Origin of the sequence: Streptomyces hirsutus (assembly GCF_001418415.1) — a bacterium.
Classification (GTDB): domain Bacteria; phylum Actinomycetota; class Actinomycetes; order Streptomycetales; family Streptomycetaceae; genus Streptomyces; species Streptomyces hirsutus.
In genome coordinates this window covers 1-25,711 of record NZ_LIQT01000346.1, presented here as the reverse complement: position 1 = coordinate 25,711, position 25,711 = coordinate 1, and the positions used below count along the sequence as shown (strand labels likewise).

At 71.7% G+C, this 25,711-nt stretch carries 21 protein-coding genes, 3 tRNA genes and 2 pseudogenes; 10 read left to right on the top strand and 16 right to left on the bottom strand.

Annotated features, from left to right (window positions below; genetic code table 11):
- Positions 1-680 precede the first annotated feature (680 nt).
- Both bldC and AOK11_RS25025 read right to left on the bottom strand, forming a co-directional pair.
- Positions 681-887: a developmental transcriptional regulator BldC gene (gene bldC / locus AOK11_RS25030; protein WP_003949541.1), complete on the bottom strand. Its 207-nt coding sequence runs from the start codon at positions 885-887 to the stop codon at positions 681-683.
- Positions 888-1,440: 553 nt separating this feature from the next.
- Complete coding sequence (locus tag AOK11_RS25025) at positions 1,441-2,319, bottom strand: DUF8083 family protein (protein ID WP_055595989.1); 879 nt, start codon at positions 2,317-2,319, stop codon at positions 1,441-1,443.
- Between the two features lie 284 nt (positions 2,320-2,603).
- Between AOK11_RS25025 and AOK11_RS25020 the strand changes: the two genes are divergently transcribed.
- A complete protein-coding gene (locus AOK11_RS25020) occupies positions 2,604-3,692 on the top strand; it encodes a Leu/Phe/Val dehydrogenase (RefSeq protein ID WP_055595988.1) in 1,089 nt (362 codons plus the stop codon).
- Positions 3,693-4,142: 450 nt separating this feature from the next.
- The gene (locus AOK11_RS25015; RefSeq protein ID WP_055595987.1) at positions 4,143-4,397 is read left to right on the top strand and encodes a DUF3073 domain-containing protein; all 255 of its coding nucleotides are present in this window, start codon (positions 4,143-4,145) and stop codon (positions 4,395-4,397) included.
- A gap of 188 nt (positions 4,398-4,585) precedes the next feature.
- Here AOK11_RS25015 and purM read toward each other — a convergent pair whose 3' ends face one another.
- From purM to purS, 9 genes are all read right to left on the bottom strand, one after another.
- Entirely contained in the window at positions 4,586-5,668 is a 1,083-nt protein-coding gene (purM, locus tag AOK11_RS25010) for a phosphoribosylformylglycinamidine cyclo-ligase (protein WP_055595986.1), read from the bottom strand.
- Positions 5,669-5,702: 34 nt separating this feature from the next.
- Positions 5,703-7,229, bottom strand: a complete 1,527-nt coding sequence (purF, locus tag AOK11_RS25005; protein WP_055595985.1) for an amidophosphoribosyltransferase — start codon at positions 7,227-7,229, stop codon at positions 5,703-5,705.
- Positions 7,230-7,291: 62 nt separating this feature from the next.
- On the bottom strand, positions 7,292-8,101 hold the full coding sequence (locus AOK11_RS25000; protein ID WP_055595984.1) for an META domain-containing protein: 810 nt from the start codon (positions 8,099-8,101) through the stop codon (positions 7,292-7,294).
- 56 nt (positions 8,102-8,157) lie between these two features.
- Positions 8,158-8,955: a maleylpyruvate isomerase family mycothiol-dependent enzyme gene (locus AOK11_RS24995; protein WP_055595983.1), complete on the bottom strand. Its 798-nt coding sequence runs from the start codon at positions 8,953-8,955 to the stop codon at positions 8,158-8,160.
- A gap of 9 nt (positions 8,956-8,964) precedes the next feature.
- Entirely contained in the window at positions 8,965-9,804 is an 840-nt protein-coding gene (locus AOK11_RS24990; protein ID WP_055595982.1) for a M23 family metallopeptidase, read from the bottom strand.
- Positions 9,805-9,844: 40 nt separating this feature from the next.
- Positions 9,845-10,363, bottom strand: coding sequence for an ArsR/SmtB family transcription factor (locus AOK11_RS24985; protein ID WP_055595981.1), 519 nt, complete (start codon positions 10,361-10,363; stop codon positions 9,845-9,847).
- 127 nt (positions 10,364-10,490) lie between these two features.
- On the bottom strand, positions 10,491-12,749 hold the full coding sequence (gene purL, locus AOK11_RS24980) for a phosphoribosylformylglycinamidine synthase subunit PurL (RefSeq protein ID WP_055595980.1): 2,259 nt from the start codon (positions 12,747-12,749) through the stop codon (positions 10,491-10,493).
- Positions 12,746-13,450 carry a phosphoribosylformylglycinamidine synthase subunit PurQ gene (purQ, locus tag AOK11_RS24975; RefSeq protein WP_055595979.1) on the bottom strand — a complete coding sequence of 235 codons (705 nt, stop codon included), beginning with the start codon at positions 13,448-13,450 and terminating at the stop codon, positions 12,746-12,748. The genes purL and purQ overlap by 4 nt, the downstream gene beginning before the upstream one ends.
- Complete coding sequence (gene purS / locus AOK11_RS24970; protein WP_010045045.1) at positions 13,447-13,710, bottom strand: phosphoribosylformylglycinamidine synthase subunit PurS; 264 nt, start codon at positions 13,708-13,710, stop codon at positions 13,447-13,449. The genes purQ and purS overlap by 4 nt, the downstream gene beginning before the upstream one ends.
- 352 nt (positions 13,711-14,062) lie before the next feature.
- On the opposite strand from purS, the gene AOK11_RS24965 reads away from it, so the two are divergent.
- The 8 genes from AOK11_RS24965 to AOK11_RS24930 all read left to right on the top strand — a co-directional run bounded on the left by AOK11_RS24965 (position 14,063) and on the right by AOK11_RS24930 (position 18,905).
- Positions 14,063-14,380: a histone-like nucleoid-structuring protein Lsr2 gene (locus tag AOK11_RS24965; RefSeq protein ID WP_055595978.1), complete on the top strand. Its 318-nt coding sequence runs from the start codon at positions 14,063-14,065 to the stop codon at positions 14,378-14,380.
- Positions 14,381-14,642: 262 nt separating this feature from the next.
- Positions 14,643-14,714, top strand: a tRNA-Gly gene (locus AOK11_RS24960).
- Between the two features lie 80 nt (positions 14,715-14,794).
- A tRNA-Gly gene (locus AOK11_RS24955) sits at positions 14,795-14,867 on the top strand.
- Positions 14,868-15,061: 194 nt separating this feature from the next.
- Complete coding sequence (locus tag AOK11_RS24950) at positions 15,062-16,048, top strand: ABC transporter ATP-binding protein (protein ID WP_055595977.1); 987 nt, start codon at positions 15,062-15,064, stop codon at positions 16,046-16,048.
- An 83-nt stretch (positions 16,049-16,131) separates the two neighbouring features.
- Positions 16,132-16,884: an ABC transporter permease gene (locus tag AOK11_RS24945; RefSeq protein WP_055595990.1), complete on the top strand. Its 753-nt coding sequence runs from the start codon at positions 16,132-16,134 to the stop codon at positions 16,882-16,884.
- 25 nt (positions 16,885-16,909) lie between these two features.
- Positions 16,910-18,184: a sensor histidine kinase gene (locus AOK11_RS24940; protein WP_055595976.1), complete on the top strand. Its 1,275-nt coding sequence runs from the start codon at positions 16,910-16,912 to the stop codon at positions 18,182-18,184.
- Positions 18,181-18,810, top strand: coding sequence for a response regulator transcription factor (locus AOK11_RS24935; protein WP_055595975.1), 630 nt, complete (start codon positions 18,181-18,183; stop codon positions 18,808-18,810). The genes AOK11_RS24940 and AOK11_RS24935 overlap by 4 nt, the downstream gene beginning before the upstream one ends.
- Positions 18,811-18,832: 22 nt before the next feature.
- Positions 18,833-18,905, top strand: a tRNA-Gly gene (locus tag AOK11_RS24930).
- A 94-nt stretch (positions 18,906-18,999) separates the two neighbouring features.
- Here AOK11_RS24930 and AOK11_RS24925 read toward each other — a convergent pair.
- From AOK11_RS24925 to AOK11_RS24905, 5 genes and pseudogenes are all read right to left on the bottom strand, one after another.
- On the bottom strand, positions 19,000-19,899 hold the full coding sequence (locus AOK11_RS24925) for a phosphoribosylaminoimidazolesuccinocarboxamide synthase (protein ID WP_055595974.1): 900 nt from the start codon (positions 19,897-19,899) through the stop codon (positions 19,000-19,002).
- A gap of 205 nt (positions 19,900-20,104) precedes the next feature.
- Positions 20,105-21,475, bottom strand: a pseudogene (locus AOK11_RS24920) (N,N-dimethylformamidase beta subunit family domain-containing protein); the annotation flags it as partial.
- Between the two features lie 216 nt (positions 21,476-21,691).
- Positions 21,692-23,653, bottom strand: a complete 1,962-nt coding sequence (locus AOK11_RS24915) for a hypothetical protein (protein ID WP_055595973.1) — start codon at positions 23,651-23,653, stop codon at positions 21,692-21,694.
- Positions 23,654-23,986: 333 nt separating this feature from the next.
- Positions 23,987-25,249 (bottom strand): phosphoribosylamine--glycine ligase, encoded by a 1,263-nt coding sequence (purD, locus tag AOK11_RS24910; RefSeq protein WP_055595972.1) that lies wholly within the window; start codon positions 25,247-25,249, stop codon positions 23,987-23,989.
- Positions 25,250-25,404: 155 nt separating this feature from the next.
- A pseudogene (locus AOK11_RS24905) lies at positions 25,405-25,711 on the bottom strand (DNA polymerase III subunit gamma and tau); the annotation flags it as partial.

Below are 25,711 nucleotides of genomic sequence, written 5' to 3'. Positions count from 1 at the left end.
TACGTCGAGTACGTCGAGTACCTCGAGTACCTCGAGTACGCCGAGCCGCCATCACGCACCGCCGAGCCCTCGCGGCCGGCCGAGTCCACGGAGCGCCCCCCGGAGCGCGTCGAAGGCGAGGGCGCCCCCGCCGCCTAGCCCAGTACCCCCGGCCGCCCAGTCCCCTTGCCCTGCAACCGAGTTGCTCCCCACCGGGCCCGGCGCCCGCCGCTCTAACGCATATGCCGGTGGCCCAACAAGACGACCGGCATGTGACGGGTGTCACCCTATGAGTTTTGGAAAGTCCGGCGCTTACCCGCCCCCTACAACAAGTCAATTTAATATGTGCAATTGCACTACCCTCGGAGGCCCGCACAAACCTCCGCACAGGTGACCTCGCAGGCGCCCCCCGGAGCCGGACAGGCCCGCGCACGGACACCGCACGCGCCCGCCCCCGGAAGCCGCGCCGACACGCCACCGGCGGCGCATCGCACAGCACCGCACAGCACCGCACAAAAAAATCGCGCTGGACTCGGCGGAGTCCAGCGCGATCGACGACGCACCCGGTTCAGCTGCCGGGAAAGCTCTGATCGGCTTGGGCGAGGGGCCTGTTGGGGCAGTCCCCACGTCGTGTGGAGCTAGGGGTCCGAACACCTCGGCGAGTTGGGGGACCAGCCGGTTTGTCCGGTTTATTCAGTTGTTCAGGCTTCGCTGCGCTGCTGCGGAATGCCCGCGAGCAGGGCGCGAACCTCGGCTTCGCGGTAACGGCGATGCCCGCCGAGCGTGCGGATCGACGTGAGCTTGCCGGCCTTCGCCCAACGCGTGACCGTCTTCGGGTCGACGCGGAACATGGTGGCGACCTCAGCCGGGGTCAGCAGCGGCTCGGCATCAGGGGTGCGAGCGGTCATGAGCGGCCTCCTCGGGAGAACCGAACCTTCTCGGTTCTTTCCTCTAAATTCTGCACCTTGACCCGCGTTGCCCGAAATGGCGGACGCGAGTCGAGTCGGTTATAGGACGAACGGCTTGTCCTCGGCACTACAACTACACCATCCGTCCAGCCGCGTCGGCCAAACCGATGGAATTGCCCTCCCAGGTGTTCATCAGCCGCGGAAGCCGATGGACCATGCCATAGCGGACAGTCACGCGGTTGTGACGATCAGTCACAGCCGCGATCAGGAGGCACTGGACCCCCAAAGCACGCAATACCGAGATTCCGCCCATAGTCGAGCACAGCAGGACGGAGGAGTCCTCCCCGGACTCCTTGTCCTATTTTGGCACGAGGGGGGGCAAGCGGCGCAAGGGCCGCGTACGTGCGGTCCGTCACCCTTGACCCGCTTGGGACATACGCCCGGATCGGCTGGTACGTCCGTTGTCCGGTCCAGGGTGACGAAACCTCAGGGCGAAGACAAAACCCCAAGAAGGACGTTTGGTCAAACGCCAGTTCGTTATCGCGGCCGGGCGTCAGTTGGCCGACCGCAGGTCCCGGACCGAGCGCCAGCGCTCCACCAGCCGCCCGTAGGCCTCTCCCGCGGTCACCCCGTCGCCGCGGCGCAGCGCCGCGATCCCCTCGGCCACGTCCGCCGCGGAGTGGTCGCCCTCCAGCACGCCGGCCGGCAGGGCGTGCACCAGGCCTCCGTAGTCCAGTTCGACCAGTGACCGCGGATGGAACTCCTCCAGCCAGCGCCCCACGTCCACCAGGCCGTCGATCAGCGGCCCCTCGTCCATGGCGGTCTTCAGCGCCCGCAGCCCGCGCGCCACCCGCCGGCGCGCCTCGACCATGGGGGTGCGGTACCGCAGCACGGGGGCCTCGCCGGTGGAACTCGCGGAGCCGACGGAACCGGAAGAGCTGCGGGAGCCCTCGTCGTACTCGCGCTCCTCGTCCGAGACCAGCACGAACCAGTTGATCGGCACCTGCCAGGTCGCAGTGCGGATCCACGGCCGGGCGTCGGGGTGGGCGGTCATCCAGCGCTCGTAGTCCTCGGCGGCCTGGCGCCGTACGAACGGGGGCAGGAGCACGTCCAGGACCGGCAGGGGGAACTCCTCGGCGAGTTCTCCCAATGCCTGCCAGCCGCGCAGCCGGGTGCGCCAGGGGCAGACGCAGACCACGCCGTCGACCTCCAGCACGAACGCGTCCTCGCTCTCCCGCACCGGGACCGGGACCGGTGGCGTCGGCACGACGCCGGCCAGGGCCAGGCGGAGTTCGTCCTGGTAGGAGGGGAGGTCGAGGCGGCGGGCGTAACGGGCCCAGTGACTGCGCTCCGGCTCGGGGAAGGCGGTCAGCGGTTCGTACACGCGCAGGTAGGTCGCGTAGGGGACGATCACCGAGGAGACCTTGGGCACGCCTGCTCCCTCCCCCGCGCACCGGCGCGAAAACCTGCGGGTCCGCCCGCGGACGCCCGGGCGGCGGACTGATGGCGCGGACATACGGGCCATCCGGACAAATCGTCGCACGGCGCTCCCGCACGAGAAGCCGCGCGAAGGTGATCCTGGACACGTTGCCGCCCTCACCGGCGGCAGGCCCTAACCTCGTGCTCACAGCCTCCGCCACCGCCCCCACAGCCACAAGCGCGGGGGAGTTTCGGGAACTGTGTCCACCCGCCGCTACTTACTCAGGAGTCACCACCGTGACCGACGTATCTGACGGCGTCCTGCACACCCTGTTCCGTTCGGAGCAGGGCGGTCACGAGCAAGTTGTGCTCTGTCAGGACCGTGCCAGTGGCCTCAAGGCCGTCATCGCCCTCCATTCCACCGCCCTGGGCCCCGCCCTCGGCGGCACGCGCTTCTACCCGTACGCGACCGAGGAGGAGGCCGTCGCCGACGCGCTGAACCTCGCGCGCGGAATGTCGTACAAGAACGCCATGGCCGGTCTCGATCACGGCGGCGGCAAGGCAGTGATCATCGGCGACCCCGGGACGGACAAGAGCGAGGAGCTGCTGCTCGCCTACGGCCGGTTCGTCGCCTCGCTGGGCGGCCGGTACGTCACCGCCTGCGACGTCGGCACCTATGTCGCCGACATGGACGTCGTGGCCCGCGAGTGCCGCTGGACCACCGGCCGCTCCCCCGAGAACGGCGGCGCCGGCGACTCGTCCGTCCTCACCGCGTTCGGCGTCTACCAGGGGATGCGGGCCTCGGCCCAGCACCTGTGGGGCGACCCCTCGCTGCGCGGCCGCAGGATCGGTGTGGCGGGCGTCGGCAAGGTCGGCCACCACCTGGTCGACCACCTGCGCAAGGAAAACGCGGAGGTCGTGATCACCGACGTGCGCGAGGACGCCGTACGGCGGGTCCTGGACCGGCACCCGCAGGGCGTCACGGTCGTCGCCGACACCGAGGCGCTGATCCGCACCGAGGGTCTGGACGTGTACGCCCCGTGCGCACTGGGCGGCGCGCTGAACGACGACAGCGTGCCGGTGCTGACCGCCGCGGTGGTCTGCGGCGCCGCCAACAACCAGCTCGCCCACCCGGGGGTCGAGAAGGACCTCGCCGACCGCGGGATCCTCTACGCGCCGGACTACGTGGTGAACGCCGGCGGGGTCATCCAGGTCGCCGACGAGCTGCACGGCTTCGACTTCGACCGGTGCAGGGCGAAGGCGGCGAAGATCTTCGACACCACGCTCGCCATATTCGCACGTGCGAAGTCGGACGGGATTCCGCCGGCCGCGGCGGCCGACCGGATCGCCGAACAGCGGATGGCGGAGGCGCGCGCGTCACGCTGAACCCCGTACGGAAGCCGTACGGAAGCGGTACGGGAGCCGTACGGGACAAGGCCATGACACGTACAGAGCGCGTACGGGCGCCCGCGTGACGTATCAGGGCGCGTACGGGGTACGTGCGGTACGGAGGGCGGGGGCGGGCCGGCGGGTCCGCCCCCGCACGCTGTTCGCACATGTGGCCGGTACCCGCGGAGTGCCACTTCGAGAGAACTCTCACTTCTCCCGGCGGGTCGCCCCCCGACAAGTGCTTGAAATCGCACGTGACCAGGGAGAACAGGGTGCTCCGAGGGTCCCGGAAGGGGGCACGTCATGCGGGCGACGTACCGTATGGGCGTGGGCTCAGGTACCGTGGGAGCCCTACGGACCGGCCTCTCCACGGAGAGTCCGTGCCGGACCATGAACGCGTGTCAAGACTCTGGGGCCGTCGAGCCCCGTCGTTGAGGGGGTCGAGCCATGGGGCGCGGCCGGGCCAAGGCCAAGCAGACGAAGGTCGCCCGCCAGCTGAAGTACAACAGCGGCGGGACAGACCTCGCACGCCTGGCTGAGGAGCTGGGTGCATCGCCTTCGAACACGTCACCGAATGTCAACGGTGACCCTGTGGAGGACGATGAGCAGGACGACGACCTGTACGCACGGTACGCCGACCTCTATGAGGACGACGACGATGACGAGGACGACCAGTCCCCGCCACAACGTCGCGGCGCTTGACCCTGCACTGAATCATCAGCCCGGTCGGTGGCTCCGGTCACCGACCGGGTTCTGTGCTGCCCGCCCGCGCGGGCCGGCTCCGTACCGGGTGTGCTCGGCATGTCCGGTGCCTTCGCATGCTCTGCGTGCGAAGGCACCGGGACGCCCGGCGCACCGGGACGCCCGGCGCACCCGGTCGCCCGGCTCGCTCAGCTCGCGTAGTCACCCACCAGTTCCGCTCCCGTGGTCCGGTCGCCACGGCCGGTGATCTCGCCGGCCACCCAGGCGTCCAGCCCTCGGTCGGCCAGTGTGGTCAGCGCCACGTCCGTGGACTCCGCCGGCATGATCGCGATCATACCGACGCCCATGTTGAGGGTCCGCTCCAGCTCCAGGCGCTCGACCGAACCGGTCCGGCCGACGAGGTCGAAGACCGGGCCCGGGGCCCAGCTGGAGCGGTCCACGACCGCGTGCAGCCCGTCGGGGACGACGCGGGCCAGGTTGGCCGCGAGGCCACCGCCGGTGACGTGGCTGAAGGCGTGCACCTCGGTGGTGCGGATCAGGGCCAGGCAGTCCAGCGAGTAGATCCGGGTGGGCTCCAGGAGCTCCTCGCCGAGCGTGCGGCCCAGGTCGTCGATGTGGCTCTCCAGGGCGAGGCCGGCCTGGTTCAGCAGAACGTGCCGGACCAGCGAATACCCGTTCGAGTGGAGTCCGGAAGCGGCCATGGCGATGACCGTGTCGCCCTCGCGGATACGGTCCGCGCCGAGCAGCCGGTCGGCCTCCACGACGCCCGTACCGGCGCCGGCGACGTCGAAGTCGTTCTCGCCCAGCAGGCCCGGGTGCTCGGCCGTCTCTCCGCCGACCAGGGCGCAGCCGGCCAGCACACAGCCCTCGGCGATGCCCTTGACGATCGCGGCGACCCGCTCGGGGTGGACCTTGCCGACGCAGATGTAGTCGGTCATGAACAGCGGCTCCGCGCCGCACACCACGATGTCGTCCATCACCATGGCGACCAGGTCGTGGCCGATGGTGTCGTAGACACCCATCCGGCGGGCGATGTCGACCTTGGTGCCGACACCGTCCGTGGCGGAGGCGAGCAGGGGACGCTCGTAGTTCTTCAGCGCGGAGACGTCGAAGAGGCCGGCGAAGCCCCCGAGGCCGCCGAGGACCTCGGGACGCCGGGTCTTCCTGACCCATTCCTTCATCAGCTCGACCGCTCGGTCGCCCGCGTCGATGTCGACGCCCGCGGTCTTGTAGGACGCCGCCGCGGGGCCGGCGCCAGTGTTCTCGGACATGACGGTGAAAGCCTTCGTCTCGTTGCGGCAGGGCTTACGGGCGGCGGATCGCGTCGACCGCGGCCGGCTCGGCCGTACCGGCGGCCAGCTCGGTCTCCAGCAGCCGCTTGCCGAGGAGCTCCGGGTCGGGCAGATCCATCGGGTACTCGCCGTCGAAGCAGGCGCGGCACAGGTTCGGCTTGGCGATGGTCGTCGCCTCGATCATGCCGTCGAGGGAAATGTACGCCAGGGAGTCGGCGCCCAGGGTGGTGCCGATCTCCTCGACGGACATGCCGTTGGCGATGAGCTCGGCGCGGGTCGCGAAGTCGATGCCGAAGAAGCAGGGCCACTTCACGGGCGGCGAGGAGATCCGGATGTGCACCTCGGCGGCGCCCGCCTCACGGAGCATGCGGACCAGGGCGCGCTGGGTGTTGCCGCGCACGATCGAGTCGTCGACGACGACCAGGCGCTTGCCCTTGATGACTTCCTTGAGCGGGTTCAGCTTCAGGCGGATGCCGAGCTGCCGGATGGTCTGCGACGGTTGGATGAACGTCCGTCCGACGTACGCGTTCTTGACCAGACCGGCGCCGAAGGGGATGCCGGACGCCTCCGCGTAGCCGATGGCGGCCGGGGTGCCGGACTCCGGCGTCGGTATCACCAGGTCGGCCTCGGCGGGAGCCTCCTTGGCGAGGCGGCGGCCCATCTCGACGCGCGACAGGTAGACGTTGCGTCCGGCGATGTCGGTGTCCGGGCGGGCCAGGTACACGTACTCGAAGACACAGCCCTTGGGCTTCGCTTCCGCGAATCGGAAGGAGCGCAGGCCGTTCTCGTCGATGGCGACGAACTCACCCGGCTCGATCTCGCGCACATAGCTGGCGCCGCAGATGTCGAGGGCGGCGGACTCGGAGGCCACCACCCAGCCGCGCTCCAGCCGACCGAGGACCAGCGGGCGGATGCCCTGCGCGTCGCGGGCCGCGTACAGCGTGTCCTCGTCCATGAAGACGAGGCTGAAGGCACCCTTGACCTGCGGAAGGACCACGTGCGCGGCCTGCTCCACGGTCACCGGTTCGCCGTCGGCGGCGCGCTGGCCGGCCAGCAGGGCGGTGATCAGGTCGGTGTCGTTGGTGGCCGCCGCCCGGGGGGCGCGGCCGTTCTCCTTGGGGAGTTCGGCGACCAGCTCGGCGAGCTCCGCCGTGTTGACCAGGTTGCCGTTGTGGCCGAGCGCGATCGATCCCTGCGCCGTGGCGCGGAAGGTGGGCTGGGCGTTCTCCCACACGGAGGCGCCGGTGGTCGAGTAGCGGGCGTGACCGACCGCGATATGACCCTGGAGCGAACCGAGCGAGGTCTCGTCGAAGACCTGGGAAACCAGGCCCATGTCCTTGAAGACGAGGATCTGGGAGCCGTTGCTGACCGCGATACCCGCGGATTCCTGGCCCCGATGCTGGAGGGCGTAGAGCCCGAAGTACGTGAGCTTGGCGACCTCTTCGCCCGGAGCCCAGACACCGAAGACGCCGCAAGCGTCCTGGGGGCCCTTCTCTCCGGGGAGCAGGTCGTGGTTGAGTCGTCCGTCACCACGTGGCACGCCACCGAGTGTAGGCGAGGTCGAGTGCTGATCCGAATTGGGTGCACGGCCTCAGCCGCGGCTCACGCGGCGGCGAAGGCTTCGAAGGACGTGCCGTTTTCGCTGGTCAGCGTCATGCTCCGGTGATCGATCCGATAGCTGAGCGTGGTATCGAAAAACCGCAGCAACCGCTTCTCGGTCTTCATGAGTGAGTCTTCGCACACCATTCGGGTCGTGGTGGGCGTGCCGACGGTGATATGGCCGTTGCGGACGGTGGCATCGGCGTTCACCTTGTTGCAGCCGAGGCTTCCGGAGACGGTGCCCTCCTCCTCGTCGAAGGTGAGGTGGGCGCGGTCCTCGGCGTCGAGGGTGCTGATCTTCCACTTCGTGCCGTGCAGGGGGGTGTCCGCGCCGCCCTCGCTGAGACGGACGGTATTGCCGTCCCCGAAGGTGAGGGTGAGGCGGCCGTCCTTCACCTCGGCCCGGGGGTTTCCGGCGGTGAACGCGTTCAGGAGCGCGTGGTCGAATTCCCTGCCCGGTCCGTCGCAGGCGACGAGGGTGCTCTCGAGGAGGTCGAGCCGGACGCGGTCGCCGTCCAGGGCGCTGTCGCCTCGGAAGCTGTTGCAGCCGTAACTACCCTCGACCCCGCCGCCCTCGGTCAGGATCATGTACGCGTCGGAGGTGGCGCGGTGGGTGGTGCCGTCCACGGTGACGCTGTCGACGTTCCAGCGGATGCCGGTGAGGGACTGCTCCGCCGTACCGGCCGTGGCACTGCCCGCCCCCGCACCTGCCTGCCCACTGCCACAGGCCGCCACGAAGGGGACGGAGAGGGCGGCGGTGGCCGCCGCGAGAACAGTGCGCCGCTTGCGCAGGTTGTGCCTGTGTGTGTACATGCCGCTTCGACGGAGACGGGATACGTCCGGTTCCCCTCACGTCGACCGCCGTCGCCTCACGTCATCAGCGGCAGGTACGGCCCGAGGTCCGCCCGCTCCCCGCTCGCGCCGACCGTGCCGTCGGCCACCGCGTCCTGCCACGTCGTGCGTCCGGTGGCCAGACGGATCCAGGTCAGCGGGTCGGTCTCGACGACGTGGGGCGGGGTGCCCCGGGTGTGCCTCGGCCCCTCCACGCACTGGACGACCGCGTACGGCGGGATCCGCACCTCCGTCGAGCCGCCGGGCGCCTTCGCGGCGAGCGTGTCGGCCAGCAGCCGGGTGCAGGTGGCCAGGGCCTGACGGTCGTGGGGGATGTCCAGGCCGGGCACGGCGGCGTTCAGGTCGTCGGTGTGGACGACGAGCTCGACGGCGCGGGTGACCAGATGGTCGGTGAGGGTCATGGCGCCGGCGCGCATCGCGAGGACGCGGGTGTGCGGGGCGGCGGCGAGGTGCCGGGCCAGGTCCTCCCCGGTGCGGGTGAGCAGGGCGTCGAGGTCGGGGGTCGCCCCGGCTAGGTCCCGGGAGCCCTCGGCGATGGCGCCGGCGTGGGCGGCGGTCGCGGAGAGGTGGTCCAGCAGCGTGAGGTCGGGCTTCGCCGGTTCGTCCCGCTCCAGGGCCCGGCCGACGCTCGCGACGGTCAGGGCCAGGTGTGCGATCAGGTCCCGTACGGTCCAGTCGCCGAGGCGGGTGGGCAGCGCGAGCTGCTCGGGGGTGAGGGTCCGGACGGCCGTGCGGACGTTCTCGAACTGGGCCAGTACGGCGGCCCGGGTCCTGGCGGGGTCGTAGGAGCGGGTGCGCTTCTTGGCCGGGGGCATGGCGGCAGCCTATGCGGGGGCGACCGGCGCCGGTTCGGGGACGTCGAACACCTCGCCGCCCCGGGGCACGCCGACGCCGCGCCAGGTGAACGGGACGCCCCGCGCGGTGTCCGGGTCGGGGCCGTCCATCAGCTGGAAGTGCAGGTGGGGCTCGGAGGAGTTGCCCGAGTTGCCGCAGTGGGCGAGCACCTGTCCGGCCCGTACCCTGTCGCCCTCGCGGACGGTGAACGAGCCGCGCCGCAGGTGGGCGTAGGCGGCGTGGACGCCGTCACCGAGGTCGAGCACCAGGTGGTTGCCGAGGATGCGGTGGACCCCGGACAGCTCGCGGACCGAGCCCTCGACGAGCATCAGGTACACCAGCCCGGGCAGCGAGGCGCGGCTGAGGTGATCGCGCTGCCCGTCCGAGACCCGGACGACCGTGGCGTCGGCGACCGCCCGCAACGGGACGTCGAACGCGGGGAAGTCTGCGGGGCGCCGGGCGAACGGCCACAGCGGGGAGAACGCGGGACGGGCGCCCGGCTCGGGTTCGGCGACGATGTCGATGGCGTACGTCTGCCCGTAGGCGTGGACGCCGTGGCTCGGGGTGCGGTCGGCCGGGCTGTTCAACGCGGACCAGCGGCCGGTCACGGGCGGGCCGACCTCGACCGGTTCACGCGCGACACGCGGGTGGTCCGGGGCGCCGCCGCCCCACCGGTTGACCACGGTGATCAGGACGTAGGCCAGGACCAGCGGCAGTAGGTTCCACCACCACGGGTAGCCCCAGCCGAGGCAGATGTGGGCGGTCACCAGGGCGATGAAGCCCAGCTGTAAACCGCGGAAGGTCCTCATGGCGAGTTTGCGTGCGGACATGGTTCCCCCTGGTCGTCGTGGGTGCGGTGACCGGCCCCGGTCAGGGCCGTGCCGCGGACAGCAGCACCAGCAGCGGTACGACCCGGCCCGCCGGCACCTCGTGGCGGCCCCGGCCGGTGGTGTGCAGCCAGCCGGCGCCGGTGAGCTGGCGCAGATGGTGGTAGATCTGGCCGGTCGTGCCGACTCCGTCCAGCTCGGCGAGTTCGGCGGCGGTGCGCCGGCCGCCGAGGATCTCGCGGAGCAGCCGCAGCCGGACCGGATGACCGAGGGCGGCCAGCGGCTCGGCGGCGGTCGGCCAGTCGTCGTCCAGCAGTCCTCCGGTGAGGGCGCCGTGCTGCCACTCGTACTGCTCGCCGGTCGGCAGCCGGACCGCGCCGGTGAACAGCACGCCCCCGTCGGTCGCCTTCAGCTCGGCGAGCTGGTTCTTTAGTCCCTCCAGCGCCCAGAAGACGCCCTCCCCCGGGCGGGGGTCGCCGCGGCGCGCCGGCTCCGCCGCCTCGGCCGCCTCCAGTGCGGCGAGCCGGCGTTCGAGGTCGGCGACGCGGTCTTCGAGTTCCACGACTTTGAGATTACGTAACTACGTAATTTCATGCAACCCCTTCCGGGCATGCGGACCCGCATCACGCCGAAGCCCCCGCCCGGTCCCGGGCGGGGGCTTCGTACGGAGCGGAGGAAACGGGAGCCGGTCAGGCCAGCAGCGCCGGGATCGTCGCCTCGTGGGTCTCGCGCAGTTCCTCGAGGGTGAGCGCGAACTCGCCCTGGAGCTCCACCGTGTCCCCGTCGACGACGCCGATGCGCGTCGCCGGGAGGCCGCGGACACCGCACATGTCGGTGAAGCGGAGCTCCTCCGAACGCGGTACGGCGACGACCGCACGGCCGGCCGACTCGGAGAACAGGAACGTGAACGCGTCCAGCCCGTCCGGTACGACGAGACGCGCACCCTTGCCGCCCAGCAGCGCCGACTCGACCACGGCCTGGACCAGACCGCCGTCGGACAGGTCGTGCGCGGAGTCGATCATGCCGTCGCGGGAGGCGGAGATCAGGATCTCGCCGAGCAGCCGCTCGCGCTCCAGGTCGACCGCGGGCGGCAGGCCGCCGAGGTGGTCGTGGACGACCTGGGACCAGGCCGAGCCGCCGAACTCCTCACGCGTGTCGCCGAGGAGGTAGATCAGCTGGCCCTCCTCCCGGAAGGCGACCGGCGTGCGCCGCGCCACGTCGTCGATGACGCCGAGCACCGCGACCACCGGGGTCGGGTGGATGGCGGCCTCCCCGGTCTGGTTGTAGAGCGAGACGTTGCCGCCGGTCACCGGCGTGCCGAGCTGCAGGCAGCCGTCGGCCAGACCGCGCACGGCCTCGGCGAACTGCCACATGACGGCCGGGTCCTCGGGCGAGCCGAAGTTCAGGCAGTCGGAGACCGCGAGGGGCGTGGCGCCGGTCGTCGCCACGTTCCGGTAGGCCTCGGCGAGCGCGAGCTGCGCTCCCGTGTACGGGTCGAGCTTGGCGTACCGGCCGTTGCCGTCGGTCGCGATGGCGACGCCGAGGCCGGTCTCCTCGTCGACGCGGATCATCCCGGAGTCCTCGGGCTGGGCGAGCACGGTGTTGCCCTGCACGAAGTGGTCGTACTGCTGGGTGATCCACTGCTTCGAGGCCTGGTTGGGCGAGCCCACCAGCTTCAGGACCTGGTCCTTCAGCTCCTCGGAGGTCGCCGGGCGGGGCAGCTTGCCGGCGTCGTCGGCCTGGAGCGCGTCCTGCCAGTCGGGGCGGGCGTAGGGGCGCTCGTAGACCGGGCCGTCGTGGGCGACGGTGCGCGGGTCGACGTCGACGATCTTGCCGCCGTGCCAGTAGATCTCCAGGCGGTCGCCGTCGGTGACCTCACCGATGACGGTGGCGATGACGTCCCACTTCTCGCAGATCTCGAGGAAGCGGTCGACCTTCTCCGGCTCCACCACCGCGCACATGCGCTCCTGCGACTCGCTCATGAGGATCTCCTCGGGCGAGAGCGTGGAGTCGCGCAGCGGTACGTCGTCGAGGGTGACGCGCATGCCGCCGGAGCCGTTGGAGGCCAGTTCGGAGGTGGCGCAGGACAGGCCGGCCGCGCCGAGGTCCTGGATGCCGACGACCAGCTTCTCCCGGAACGCCTCCAGGGTGCACTCGATGAGGAGCTTCTCCTGGAAGGGGTCGCCGACCTGGACGGCGGGGCGCTTGGAGGGCTTGGCGTCGTCGAAGGTCTCGGAGGCCAGGATGGACGCGCCGCCGATGCCGTCGCCGCCGGTCCGGGCGCCGTACAGGATGACCTTGTTGCCCGGGCCGGAGGCCTTGGCGAGGTGGATGTCCTCGTGCCGCATGACGCCGATGGCGCCGGCGTTGACCAGCGGGTTGCCCTGGTAGCAGGCGTCGAAGACGACCTCGCCGCCGATGTTCGGCAGGCCCAGGCAGTTGCCGTAGCCGCCGATGCCGGCGACGACGCCGGGCAGCACGCGCTTGGTGTCCGGGTGGTCGGCGGCGCCGAAGCGCAGCGGGTCCACGACGGCGACCGGACGGGCGCCCATCGCGATGATGTCGCGGACGATGCCGCCGACGCCGGTCGCGGCGCCCTGGTAGGGCTCGACGTAGGACGGGTGGTTGTGCGACTCGACCTTGAAGGTCACCGCGTAGCCCTGGCCGACGTCGACCACACCGGCGTTCTCGCCGATGCCGACGAGCATCGCGTCGGACTCGGGGGCCTTCTCGCCGAACTGGCGGAGGTGGACCTTGGAGGACTTGTACGAGCAGTGCTCGGACCACATCACCGAGTACATGGCGAGCTCGGCGCCGGTCGGGCGGCGGCCGAGGATCTCCACCACGCGCTCGTACTCGTCCTTCTTCAGACCGAGTTCGGCCCACGGCAGCTCGACGTCGGGGGTCTCGGCCGCGTGCTCGACCGTGTCCAGAGGCGTCCTGCTCATGCGCTTACCAGCTTCTTGAGGATCGAGGTGAAGAACGGGAGGCCGTCGGTGCGGCCGGTGCCGATCAGCGGCTCGACGGCGTGCTCGGGGTGCGGCATCAGGCCGACGACGTTGCCCGCCGCGTTGGTGATGCCGGCGATGTCGTTGAGCGAGCCGTTGGGGTTGCCGTAGCCGTCGGCGGCCTCGCCGTCGGTGACGTAGCGGAAGGCGACCCGGCCCTCGGCCTCGAGCTCGTCCAGCGTGCGCCGGTCGGCGACGTAGCGGCCGTCCATGTTCTTCAGCGGGATGCTGATCTCCTGCCCGGCGGTGTAGTCGCCGGTCCAGGCGGTGTCCGCGTTCTCCACCCGCAGCTTCTGGTCGCGGCAGATGAAGTGCAGGTGGTCGTTGCCGAGCATGCCGCCGGGGAGCAGGTGCGCCTCGGTGAGGATCTGGAAGCCGTTGCAGATGCCGAGGACCGGCAGTCCCGCCTTCGCCTGCTCGATGACGGTGTCCATCACCGGCGAGAAACGGGCGATGGCCCCGGCGCGCAGATAGTCGCCGTAGGAGAATCCGCCGCAGAGCACCACGGCGTCGACCTGCTGGAGGTCCTTGTCCTTGTGCCACAGGGCGACCGGCTCGGCACCCGCGAGCCGGATCGCGCGCCGGCTGTCACGGTCGTCGAGGCTGCCCGGGAAAGTGACGACGCCAATACGAGCGGTCACTTCACGGCCTCCGCGACTTCCTCGACCCTGACGGTGAAGTCCTCGATCACGGTGTTGGCGAGGAAGGATTCCGCAAGATCGTGGATGCGGGCGAGCGCGGCCTCGTCGACCGGCCCGTCAACTTCCAGTTCGAATCGCTTTCCCTGGCGGACGTCCGAGATCCCTTCGAATCCCAACCGCGGCAGTGCGCGCTGCACCGCCTGGCCCTGGGGGTCGAGGATCTCCGGCTTGAGCATGACGTCGACTACGACGCGTGCCACTGGCACTCCCGGTGTGTGGTGCTGAGCAGGTTCCTTCAGACTACCCGCACAAAATTTCTACGCGGGTAGAGTTGGAGGAATCTACGTGACCGTGATCACGATTCGGCATCTCGGGGAGACCTCCGGGAAAAGATCCGGGAAAGATCCACGTTCTGTCACGTATCGCTATTGCGCACAGGACGCGCGGACAGATTAAGTCGAGCTTCACAATGCAATGCCGGGCACTGTACAAATGAATTGTCATTAGCAGATACTTTGCCCGATTACAGGCGGACAGCCGACATCTCGGAGACGCTCCGGCACGTCATCACGGACGTCAACACAGAGGTGTCGCACGAAGGGACCGATATTCGTGGCGCAGAAGGTCGTGGTCACTCTCTTCGACGACATCGACGGCTCGGAAGCGGCGGAAACGATCGCCTTCGGACTCGACGGCAAGTCGTACGAGATCGACCTGAACGAGATCAACGCCGACGGACTGCGGAAGGCGCTCGCGCCCTACGTGGAGGCCGGCCGCAAGCGTTCCCGCTCGGGGCGGACGTACAAGCAGACGGAGGTCGCCCCCGATCCGGCGGCCGTGCGCGCCTGGGCCCAGTCGAACCAGATGGACGTCCCCGCGCGGGGGCGGATTCCCAAGCGGGTCTACGAGGCGTTCGCCGCGGCGCGGTGAAGGGACCCGCGGGCCGGGCGGTCGCAAGCCGGACGGCCGTGGGACCGGCTGGGCGTCGCGGGCCCGGCCTGTCGCGGGACCGGCCGGGCGGTCGTAGTGCGGCCCGCGCGGCGGGCCGGGGGCGTCGACGGCCGCGTCCGCGGCCCGGATCCCCGGCCACCGGCCCCTCGGAACAGCCGACTTGCGCAGCACCCCCATTGATCAGCTAGAGTCTGGAGCACGCCGAGGGGCAAGGCCGAAAGGCCCGGCTCACGGAGTACATGCGGGTGTAGTTCAGTAGTAGAACATCCCCCTTCCAGGGGGAAGGCGCAGTGTGCAATTCCTGTCACCCGCTCTGCGTAGCTGTACCGATCGACCGAGTCGATCAGGTAAGCTGGTGCTCGCACCGATCGGTGAAAGCCGGTCGGGAGCAATGCGGACGTAGCTCAGTTGGTAGAGCGCAACCTTGCCAAGGTTGAGGTCGCGAGTTCGAACCTCGTCGTCCGCTCGGGAATCAGACCCCGGTCCATCGGACCGGGGTCTTTTCGTGTGCTCGTACCTCTCCCGTGCACTCCGGCCTCACGTGCCGCTCCGGTCCCATGTGCTCCGCGCCCCGGGCCCTACCGGGTTTCTGACATTTGTCATGCGCGCTGATGACAGGGCGCACTGCTGCCCGGCCGGTACGACCGGGATGATCGAAGCATGCGAACGAACGAACACGAGCAGGTGATCGAGGTCACCGACCTGCGCCGTGTGTACACAGGCGGGTTCGAGGCCGTACGCGGGGTCAGCTTCTCCGCACGGCGCGGGGAGGTCTTCGCACTGCTGGGCACCAACGGCGCGGGCAAGACCTCCACCGTCGAACTGCTGGAGGGCCTCGCCGCCCCGACCGGCGGGCAGGTCAGGATCTTCGGGCACGACCCGTACACCGACCGCGCCGCGGTGCGGCCCCGCACCGGCGTGATGCTGCAGGAGGGCGGCTTCCCCTCCGACCTGACCGTCATGGAGACCACCCGGATGTGGGCCGGCTCCGTCAGCGGCGCCCGTCCGCCGCAGGAAGTGCTGCCGCTGGTCGGCCTGGCCGACAAGGGCGACGTACGGGTCAAGCAGTTGTCCGGGGGCGAGCGGCGCCGCCTCGACCTGGCCCTCGCGCTGCTCGGCGACCCCGAGGTGCTGTTCCTCGACGAGCCGACGACCGGCCTGGACGCCGAAGGGCGGCGCGACACCTGGCGGTTGGTGCGGGCCCTGCGCGACAACGGCACGACCGTGCTGCTGACCACCCACTACCTGGAAGAGGCCGAGGCACTGGCCGACCGCCTCGCGATCATGCACAAGGGGCGCATCGCCACCACCGGCACGCCCGCCGAGGTGACCGCCGCTCAGCCGTCCCGGATCACCTTCGAACTGCCCCAGGGCTACTTCCCCGGCGACCTGCCGCCGCTCGACGAGCTGGGCGTGACCGGACACGAGTGGGACGGACGGACCATCAAGCTGCACACCCGCGAGCTGCAACGGGCGGCCACCCGCCTGCTGGTGTGGGCCGAGCGGACCGGCATGGAACTGAAGGGACTGGACGTGCGCTCGGCCTCGCTGGAGGAGGCGTTCCTCGGCATAGCCCGCGAGGCCTCCGCCCACGAAACCCTCGAGCAGGGCGAGAGCACCACCACCGGAAAGGAGTACGCGGCATGAGCGGGACGGTCAGCACGACCGAGGGGCCGACCGGAGGAACGGCCGAGGCGGGGAGCGGGAGGAACACCGCGGCCAGCACCCCCATGGGGCGTATGCGGTCCCTCGCCCGCGCCGAGTTGACGCTGCTGGGGCGCAGCAAGGGCATGCTCTTCGCCGCGCTGTTCGTGCCGCTGGTGCTGCCGCTCAGCCTCTACTCGGCGGCCGGCGAGATGAACCTCGACGAGGTGGGGCTCAGCATCGGCGCCATGATCCTGCCCGGCGCGATCGGCTTCTCCCTGCTGTTCGCCGTCTACTCGGCGCTCGTCGGCGTCTTCGTCACCCGGCGCGAGGAACTGGTGCTGAAGCGGCTGCGCACCGGCGAGCTGCGGGACGCCGAGATCCTGTGCGGGGCCTCGCTGCCGTCCGTCGCGACCGGGCTGGTGCAGTCGCTGGTGCTGGCGGTGGGCTGCGCGCTGCTGCTGGACGTGGCCGCGCCGCAGGCCGTCCACCTGTCCGTGCTGGGGCTGCTGCTGGGCCTGGTGCTGTGCGCGGCGCTCGCCGCGGTCACCTCGGGCTTCACCCGGACCACCGAGAGCGCGCAGGTCACCGCGATGCCGGTGGTCATGGTCTCGATGCTGGGCTCCGGGATGGCGGTCCCGCTGGAGGTGCTGCCCGACCGGCTGGCCTCCTTCTGCGAACTGCTGCCCCTCACCCCCGCCGTGACCCTGCTGCGCGGCGGCTTCACGGGCAACCTGTCGGTCTCCGAGACACTGTTCGCCGTGGTGACCGGAGTGGCCTGGGTCCTGCTGGCGGTGTTCGCCGTCCGCCGGTGGTTCCGCTGGGAACCGAGGCGCTGACGTGCCGGCTGCGGGGGCCGGGCGCATGAGCAGGCCGGGCGGCTGGTGGGGGCGCAAGAGCACCCCGGCGAAGTTCGAGACGTACACACGGTGGTCGTTCCACTCCTTCCCGTTGATCGAGTTCGTGACGGTCGGCGGGCCGGTACTGGGGCGGGCGGGAAAGATCGGGCCGGGGCTGACGGCTCTGCTGGTGTTCCTGGTCACCCTGCACTGCGCGCTCTGCGCCGTGGCCGCCTCGCATGTGCTGGACTGGCTGCGCGGGCAGCGGGAGCAGCCGCGTCGGCTGGTGTGGGCGCTCGGGGGCCTCACCGCGGTCGTCGCGGGGTCGGCCGTGGCGATCACCGAACACGGGCCGGCGGGCCGGGACGTCGATGAGGCGGTCGCCGGGATCCTGCTGATCGTCCCGGCCTTCGGCGCCGGGATCGTCGCCCTGGGGGTGCGGAACCGGCTGCGGGTGCTCGCCCTCGCGGCGGGCGCGACCCTCGGGTCCCTGCCCTTCGGCATGCCGGCTCCGGCCACGCTGACCGTCGCCGCGGTGGTGCTGTTCGGCGGCGGGTTCGTGGCTTTCACCTCGGTGTTCTCGGTCCGGCTGCTCAACGCCGTGTACGAACTCGACGAGGCCCGCGAGACCCGCACCCGGCTCGCCGTAGCGGAGGAGCGGCTGCGGTTCGGCCGGGACCTGCACGACGTGATGGGCCGCAACCTCGCCGTGATCGCGCTGAAGAGCGAGCTGGCCGTCCAGCTGGCGCAGCGGGAGCGGCCGGAGGCAGTGGCGCAGATGGTCGAGGTGCAGCGGCTGGCGCACGAGGCCCAGCGGGAGGTGCGCGAGGTCGTCCGCGGCTACCGCGAGGCCGACCTGCGCAGCGAGCTCGCGGGCGCGAAGGGCGTCCTGGACGCGGCCGGTATCGACTGCACGGTCACCGGCCCGACGACCGGGCTCCCGGCGCAGGTGCAGTCCGCGCTGGGATGGGTCGTCCGGGAGGCGGCGACCAACGTGCTGCGGCACGGGAACGCGCGGTGGTGCGCGGTGGGGATACGGGTGCTGAAGGGGCGGACGGTGCTGACGGTGGAGAACGACGGGGTGCCGGAGAACGGCGGCTCGGGCCAGGGATCCGGGCTCGTCGGACTGCGTGAGCGGCTGGCGGAGATCGGGGGGTCCCTGCGGGCGGGCCCGGCCGGGGACGGGCGGTTCCTGCTCACGGCCGAGGTCCCGTTGCCGTCGCCCTCCGGACCGTCCCCGTCGGGGGAGTCCACCGCGTCGCCCGCACCCCGAACGAACGTGAGTGAGGTCACGCCATGACGACACCTCGGCCCGTGCGCCCGCTCCGGCTGCTGCTCGCCGACGACGAGCATCTGATCCGGGGGGCGCTCGCCGCCCTGCTGTCGCTGGAGGACGACCTCCTGGTCGTCGCCGAGGCGGCCTCCGGTCCGGAGGCGCTGGCGATGGCGCGGGCGCACGCCCCCGACGTCGCCGTACTGGATCTGCAGATGCCCGGCGCCGACGGTGTGAAGGTCGCCACATCGCTGCGGGCGGAACTCCCCGACTGCCGCGTGCTGATCGTGACCAGTCACGGGCGTCCCGGGCATCTGAAGCGGGCCCTCGCGGCGGGAGTGCGCGGCTTCGTCCCCAAGACCGTCAGCGCCCAGCACCTCGCGGAGATCATCCGTACCGTGCACGCGGGAAACCGTTACGTGGATCCCGAGTTGGCGGCCGACGCGATCGCCGCCGGTGACTCGCCGCTGACCGCGCGTGAGGCCGAGGTGCTGGAACTCGCGGCCGACGGAGCGCCGGTGACGGAGATCGCGGAGCGGGCCGCGCTGTCCCAGGGGACCGTGCGGAACTATCTGTCGTCGGCCGCCACGAAACTCGGTGCGGAGAACCGGCACGCCGCGGTGCGACTCGCCCGCGAGCGGGGTTGGGTATAGTTGCTTTCGCGCCACGGCGCATGCGGACGTAGCTCAGCTGGTAGAGCGCAACCTTGCCAAGGTTGAGGTCGCGAGTTCGAACCTCGTCGTCCGCTCGGCAACGGAAAGACCCCGGTCCATCGGACCGGGGTCTTCTTCGTGCGTGCCCGGAGTGAGGGCCCGGGGGCTGAGGGCCCCCGGGCTCGGGCCTCAGCTCCAGCCGAGGCCCGTCAGACGCTCGTACGCCTCCACGTACTTCGCCCGGGTCGCGTCCACGACGTGCTGCGGCAGCGCCGGCGGGGGCTGCTCGCTCGCCCGGTCCCAGCCCGACTCGGCGGAGGTCAGCCAGTCCCGCACGTACTGCTTGTCGTACGACGGCTGCGCGTGGCCCGGCTCCCACTGCTCGGCCGGCCAGAAGCGGGAGGAGTCCGGGGTGAGCACCTCGTCCGCCACCACCAGCGTGTCGCCGTCGAAGCCGAACTCGAACTTGGTGTCCGCGAGGATGATGCCCCGTTCCCGGGCGATGTCGCGGGCCCGGGTGTACGCGGCGAGGGTGGCCTGCCGCAGCTGCGCCGCGGTGTCGGCGCCGACCTGGCGGGCGACCTCCTCGTAGGAGACGTTCTCGTCGTGCTCACCGACGGCGGCCTTGGTGGCCGGGGTGAAGATCGGGCCGGGCAGTTCCGATCCGTCCACCAGTCCCTCGGGGAGGGCCAGGCCGCAGACCGTACGGGACTCCTGGTACTCGGCGAGACCTGAGCCGGTGAGGTAGCCGCGGGCCACGCACTCCACGGGGGCCATCCGCAGCGACTTGCAGACGAGGGTGCGGCCCTCCCAGTCGGCGGGGGCGCCCGCGGGAAGTTCGGTGCTCAGGACGTGGTGCGGGACCAGGTCGGTGAGCTGGTCGAACCACCAGAGGGAGAGCTGGGTGAGGACCCTGCCCTTGTCCGGGATCTCGGTCGGCAGCACCCAGTCGTAGGCGGAGATGCGGTCACTGGCGACCATCACGAGGTCGCCCGCCTCGTTCCGGTACAGCTCGCGCACCTTTCCGGTGTGCAGATGCACCAGACCCGGAACCTGGATCGGCTCGGGCTTCTCGACGAATCCGGACACGGTTCCTCCGCGTGGTTCGGAACAACAGGGCGCCCGCGGGGCTCGCACAGGGTGGGGTGGGAGACGGCGGGACAAGTGCCTCCGATTGTCCCGTACGGGCGGCCGACTCCGCTGGTCGGGGCGGCGGCGCCGGGCCGGGGCCGGTGGCAGAGGCCGCTCGGGCGCGGTGGCGTGTGCCGAGCAGGCAGGGCGTCGGCGGACCGGGTCAGTCGTTCTTGCAGATGCGGTCGAGGAGGTTGGCGGTGGCGCGCTGGACGCGCGGGTCGGTCCGGCCGGGGCGGCCCAGGGCCGGGGGCCAGGCAAGCGTGCCCGACGCGAAGACCCAGGCACCGGAGGGCGCCCGGTAGAGCGAGGTCTCCTGGTGCCGTCCGGCGCCCGCCCCATCGGTGTACGGGGAGTGGGCGAGCAGCACCCGCTCCTCGTGCTCGGGCAGCGGGGTGCGCGGGAAGTAACGGTCGGCCCCGACCGCGACCAGCCCCTCGATCGCGTCGCCCTCGAAGGCCCCGGTCGCCTCCCACAGCCAGTGGCCGGCGTTGCGCACGATCAGCGGATGCGGCTCGGGAACCCGGCCTGCGTACTGGACGCCGATCAGCTGCTGCTCCGCGCGGTCCGCCTCCCGCCACAGCGCCGCCCTGCCCGGTGCCCCACGGTCCTGAGCCCCGCGGTCCGGGCCCCGGCGTCTGCCGCTGCGACAGGTCAGCAGACGGTCGGGGACTCCGGACGGGGAAGGTGCGAGTTCCACCTGCCCGTACATCGTCCGGGCGGAGAGGAAGACCAGGGAGGTGCCGTACTCACGGGCGTGTTCCGCGGTACCGCGCATGGCCCGGGACCAGTACGCGTCGGGGCCGGGGAAGAGGAGGCCCCTGTACCGGGTGGGGTCGACCCGGCCGGCGTGCAGGTCGCCGGCGTCGGCGTAGGCGAGGTCGTAGCCGTAGCGCTCGGCCCAGCGGATGACGTCGTAGGCGTGACCGGCGGACGGAGGCAGACCGGCGCCCGCGTACGGGCGGTCGAAGGAGACGGTGGCCGCGGAGTGGGAGTGGGCAGCGAGGTCGGAGAGGGGGTCGGTGCCGGCCTCGCCGGGCAGCCGGCCGTCCCCGTCCCCGCTCTCGTCCCCGTCATCGTCCCTGCACTGGTGGAGGATCCCGTCGGCCGCGCGGGCTCCGCCCGTCCCGTCGTCCTTCGGGTAACGGTTGTGGAGTTGCCAGGTGATGTCGGGCAGGACGAGGAGCAGGTCGGCCGGGCGGTGGTCGCGGACCGTGAAGGGAATCCGGGCCCGGTTGCGGCCGTCGGCCGTGGTCAGAACGGCCACGTAGGCGCCGACGCTCCAGTCCGACGGGACCGCCAGCCGCCAGGACAACCACCAGTGGTGGCAGGAGACCGTACGGTCGGCGGTGAGCGGCGGGGGCTGCGCGATGCCGGCGAGGCGGGGGCCGGACATGATCCGGGCGGCGCCCCGCCCGTCGTAGTGGCCGACGCGGTGGACGTCGACGCGGAACTCCTGGGGCGGGTCGACGGTGACGTGGAAGTCGATCGCCTCTCCGGGTGCCACCCCGCCGGTGGAGCTGAACCCCTCGATCCGGCAGTGCCCCTGCTGCGCACCCATGGTCGCTCCCCTCCCGCAGGCCCCGCCGCCGACGGTCAGCAGTGTGCTTGTCGTATGTCGCAAGCCCTGGTCAAGGAGCGCGAACAGCCCAAGCACATCACATTACGCATGCATCACATCACCCTTCGTCGTGAATCGACCATAAGCGGAAGGGCGGGCTCCGGCTTTCGGCTTTCCCGGTCGTCCGGCTCAGACGAGCCGGACCGGCTTCTCCGGGCGTATGCCCTGCCGGGCCAGCCACCGGCGGAGGGCCGTGGGATCGCCGTCCTCGATCAGCATCATGACCTGGGCGGGCAGGTCCGTGACGCGTACGCCGCCCACGAGGAGAGTCGGTCCGTCGAGCCAGTCGAGCCCGGGGGTCGCGCCCAGGGTGTCCATGGCCGCGCAGCAGACCATCGCCGTGATGTGGTCGGCGAGCAGTTCACGCCCGGTGCGCGGGGGCTGGAGGGGGAGCAGGGGCAGCGCCCGGTCGTCCCAGGGAGAAGCGAGGCCGGCCGACGCGGCCGTCGGGGCCGTCGGAGCGCTCGCGGTCGAGGCGGCTCGCGCGGTGGCCGCCGCTCCCTCGCGGGCCACTTCGGCGCTGATACGGGCGGCCAGGGCCGCGCTGCGCGGGGTGGTACCGACGAGGTCCTCACCGACGAGGTCCTCGTCGTCCGGGTCGGCTCCGGAGACGGGTACGGGGGCGGCTTCTCGTTCCCCGTCCGCCCCGCGGCCTCCGTCGGCGGGTGGGGACGCGGACGGAGGCCGTTCCGCGCGGGAGTCCGGGCCCGGGTGCGGGTCCGAGTGTGGGTCCAGGTCCGGGTCCGGGTCCGAGTCCGGGTCCGGGCGTGGGTCCAGGTCCGGGTCCGAGTCCGGGCCGGGATGCGTCAGATGGTCGAGCACGCGGGAGAGCGTCGGGCCGTCGGGACCCGGGTTCTCCGCGCCGGCTCCGGGGCGTACGCCGAGGGTGTCCAGGACGCGGTGGAGGCGGGCCGCGTCCGTACGCCACTTACGGTCGACGACCTCCTCCGGGTAGTCGCCCCAGTGGACCGGCGACCAGTCCGGTCCACTCCCGGCGGGGCCGCCGTGGAAGAGGCGGGCGGCGAGGAGGGAGGTGGCCTCGTCCACCGTGCCGGGCTCCTCGAGCAGGTCGCAGGCGGGGCGCTCGCCGAGGCGGGAGGCGAATCCCTCGGCCAGCCGGTCCCGGCGGGAGAGTTCGGTGAGCGCGGCCACCACCCCGGCGTTGAGCCGCGAGGGCCAGCGGCCCATCCGCCAGGCGGGCAGCGCGACCCGGGTGAGCAGCCGGTCCCAGCCCGCGTACGCCAGTCCCACCTGCTCCTGGGCGACGATGCGCAGTCCGTAGTCCACCGCCTGGGCGCGCTCGGCCGCCGCCGCCGCGACCCCGCGCTCCATCTCCGCGGCATGGACCCGGCAGCTGCGCAGCAGCACTCGCGCGATCCAGCCGAGGCCCGCGAACACCGTGCGGAACACCGGCCCGCGGCGGTGCTCCGAGGTCACGGCCACCGCCGCGTCGAGACCGCGGACGAAGCGCCGGGCGGCGGCTATGTCCGGGTGCGCCGAAGGCCCCGTACCGGCGACGACCGGCGCGAGGACCGCGCGCAGCTCGCCGACGCGCATCCACCACAGGAACGGGGAGCCGATCACCAGCACGGGTGCGGCGACGGCCCGGCGGTGCGGATGCCGGCCCGCGTCCGCTATGTCGCCGTGCTCCTCGGCGGGCGGGGGGCGGCCGTGCGCCGGATGGGTACGGTCCTCCAGCCAGCTGTCGCAGTCGGGGGTGAGCGCTATCGCGGACGGAACGGGGACGGCGAGCCGGTCGGCGAGGTCGCGGACCATCCGGTACAGGTCCGGGGCGGCCTCCTCGGCGATCGCGACCGTCGGACTCATAGCGGGCCGCGCACGGGCCACGACCAGGGCGACCCCGGCGGCGGTGAGCAGGACCAGCGCCGCGAGCGGCGTGAGCGTCCAGCGGGCGATGTCCCAGCCGGTGCCGGTGAAATGGCCGGTGGGAACGCCGACGAGCAGGATCACGGCGACGGCCGCGGGCAGCAGGGCGACGGCCAGCGCTCTGCCGCGCAGGCGCAGCACCGCGAGCGCCCGTGAACGCGCGGTCTGCACGCCCGCCTCACTGCTCATGCCGCCTCCGCTCATGACCCCGCCCTCACCCCCTCCCGACGGTTCTGACGCTGCCCCGGCGTTGTCCACTCCCCCCACTGTGGCACCCGCCACTGACATCGCAATGCCGGTGGGCCAAGTGCCGGAACGCTTGCGCGGCACCCTAGTTGGGGGTCCGGCCCCCGTCAGCCGGATAGCGCATCGGTCACTCGATGGAATGGCTCAGGGGAAAGGTGGATGACGGACGGCAAGGATCGGGCCCCGGATCCTGAGACGGATCCGGGGCCCCTGGGGTTCAGTGCCGTTCGCGGTGCGGCCCGACGGCGCCCGCACGGCCGGGCCGGCCCGCGCCGGGGCGCGCGGGAGCGCTTACGCGGTCCTCGCCGCCTCGGCCGCTTCCGCGGCGATGTCCGTACGGTGCTGGAAACCGTCGAGGCGGATGCGGGCCACCGCGCGGTAGGCGCGGTCGCGGGCCTCGGTGAGGTCCTCGCCGGTCGCCGTGACGGACAGCACCCGGCCGCCCGCGCTGACGGTCGCGTCGCCCTCGCGCTTCGTCCCCGCGTGCAGCACGTACGCGTGCGGGGCGTCCTGCGCGGCGATCTCGTCCAGGCCGGTGATGGGGTCGCCGGTGCGCGGGGTGCCGGGGTAGTTGTGCGAGGCGACGACGACCGTGACGGCGGCGTCGTCGCTCCAGCGCAGCGGCTCCAGATCGGCGAGATCGCCGGTGGCGGCGGCCATCAGCACCCCGGCCAGCGGGGTCTTCAGACGGGCCAGCACGACCTGCGTCTCGGGGTCGCCGAAACGGGCGTTGAACTCGATCACGCGGACGCCGCGCGAGGTGATCGCGAGACCCGCGTAGAGCAGACCGGAGAACGGGGTTCCGCGCCGCCGCAGCTCGTCGACGGTCGGCTGGAGCACCGACTGCGTGACCTCGTCGACCAGCTTCGGATCGGCCCACGGCAGCGGGGAGTACGCACCCATGCCGCCGGTGTTGGGACCCGCGTCGCCGTCCAGCGCGCGCTTGAAGTCCTGGGCGGGCTGGAGGGGCAGCACGGTGACGCCGTCGGTCACGGCGAAGAGGGAGACCTCGGGACCGTCCAGGTACTCCTCGATGACGACCTGCTTGCAGGCGCCGGCGTGCGCCTTGGCCGCCTCGATGTCGTCGGTGACGACCACGCCCTTGCCGGCGGCGAGCCCGTCGTCCTTGACGACGTACGGCGCGCCGAAGGCGTCGAGGGCGTCGGCGGCCTCGTCGGGAGTCGTGCAGACGTACGACCGTGCCGTGGGGACGCCGGCTCCCGCCATGACGTCCTTCGCGAAGGCCTTGGAGCCCTCGAGCTGCGCGGCCTCCTTCGAGGGGCCGAAGACGGGGATGCCCGCGTCGCGCACGGCGTCGGCGACACCGGCGACGAGGGGGGCCTCCGGGCCGACCACCACGAGGTCCGCGCCGAGCCGTGCGGCCAGCGCGGACACGGCCGCACCGTCCAGGGCGTCGACCTGGTGCAGCTCGGCGACCTCGGCGATACCGGCGTTGCCGGGGGCGCAGTGCAGCGCGGTGACGTCGGGATCGAGGGACAGAGAACGGCACAGGGCGTGTTCGCGGGCACCGCTGCCGATGACGAGGACCTTCACGGGGTCAGCCTAACGGGAGCCGGGGGTTCGCTTTGTACGGGCTTCCGAAGGACCGGGCCGAACCTGTTCGTGGCTTCCTCCAACCCGGACGCCGGACGGGCGGGCCCACCCGGGTCGCCGGGCCGGTGTCACCGGGCTTCTGCCGCCGGGGCGCCCTACTCGTTCGTGATCTCCTCGACCACCGTCGCGCCGAGTTCCCGGACGATCAGTTCCTTCCCGGAGAGGGCGGATTCGTCCAGGTCGGGGTCGTCGTCCTCCGGGATGTCGTCCTCGGGGGAGACGGGAGGCGGCGGCTCCGGGGCGTAGGGCCGGGACGCCGGGCCGGGAGCCGGTGCGGGGGCGGCCGCCGGGGCGCCGCCCGACTGCGCGGAGGCGGAAGGACCGGCCGGGGCAGCCGGGCCCGAGGTCCCCGAAGAGCCCGACGACTGGGAGGCGCCGGGGCGCTGACCGGCACCGGCGCCC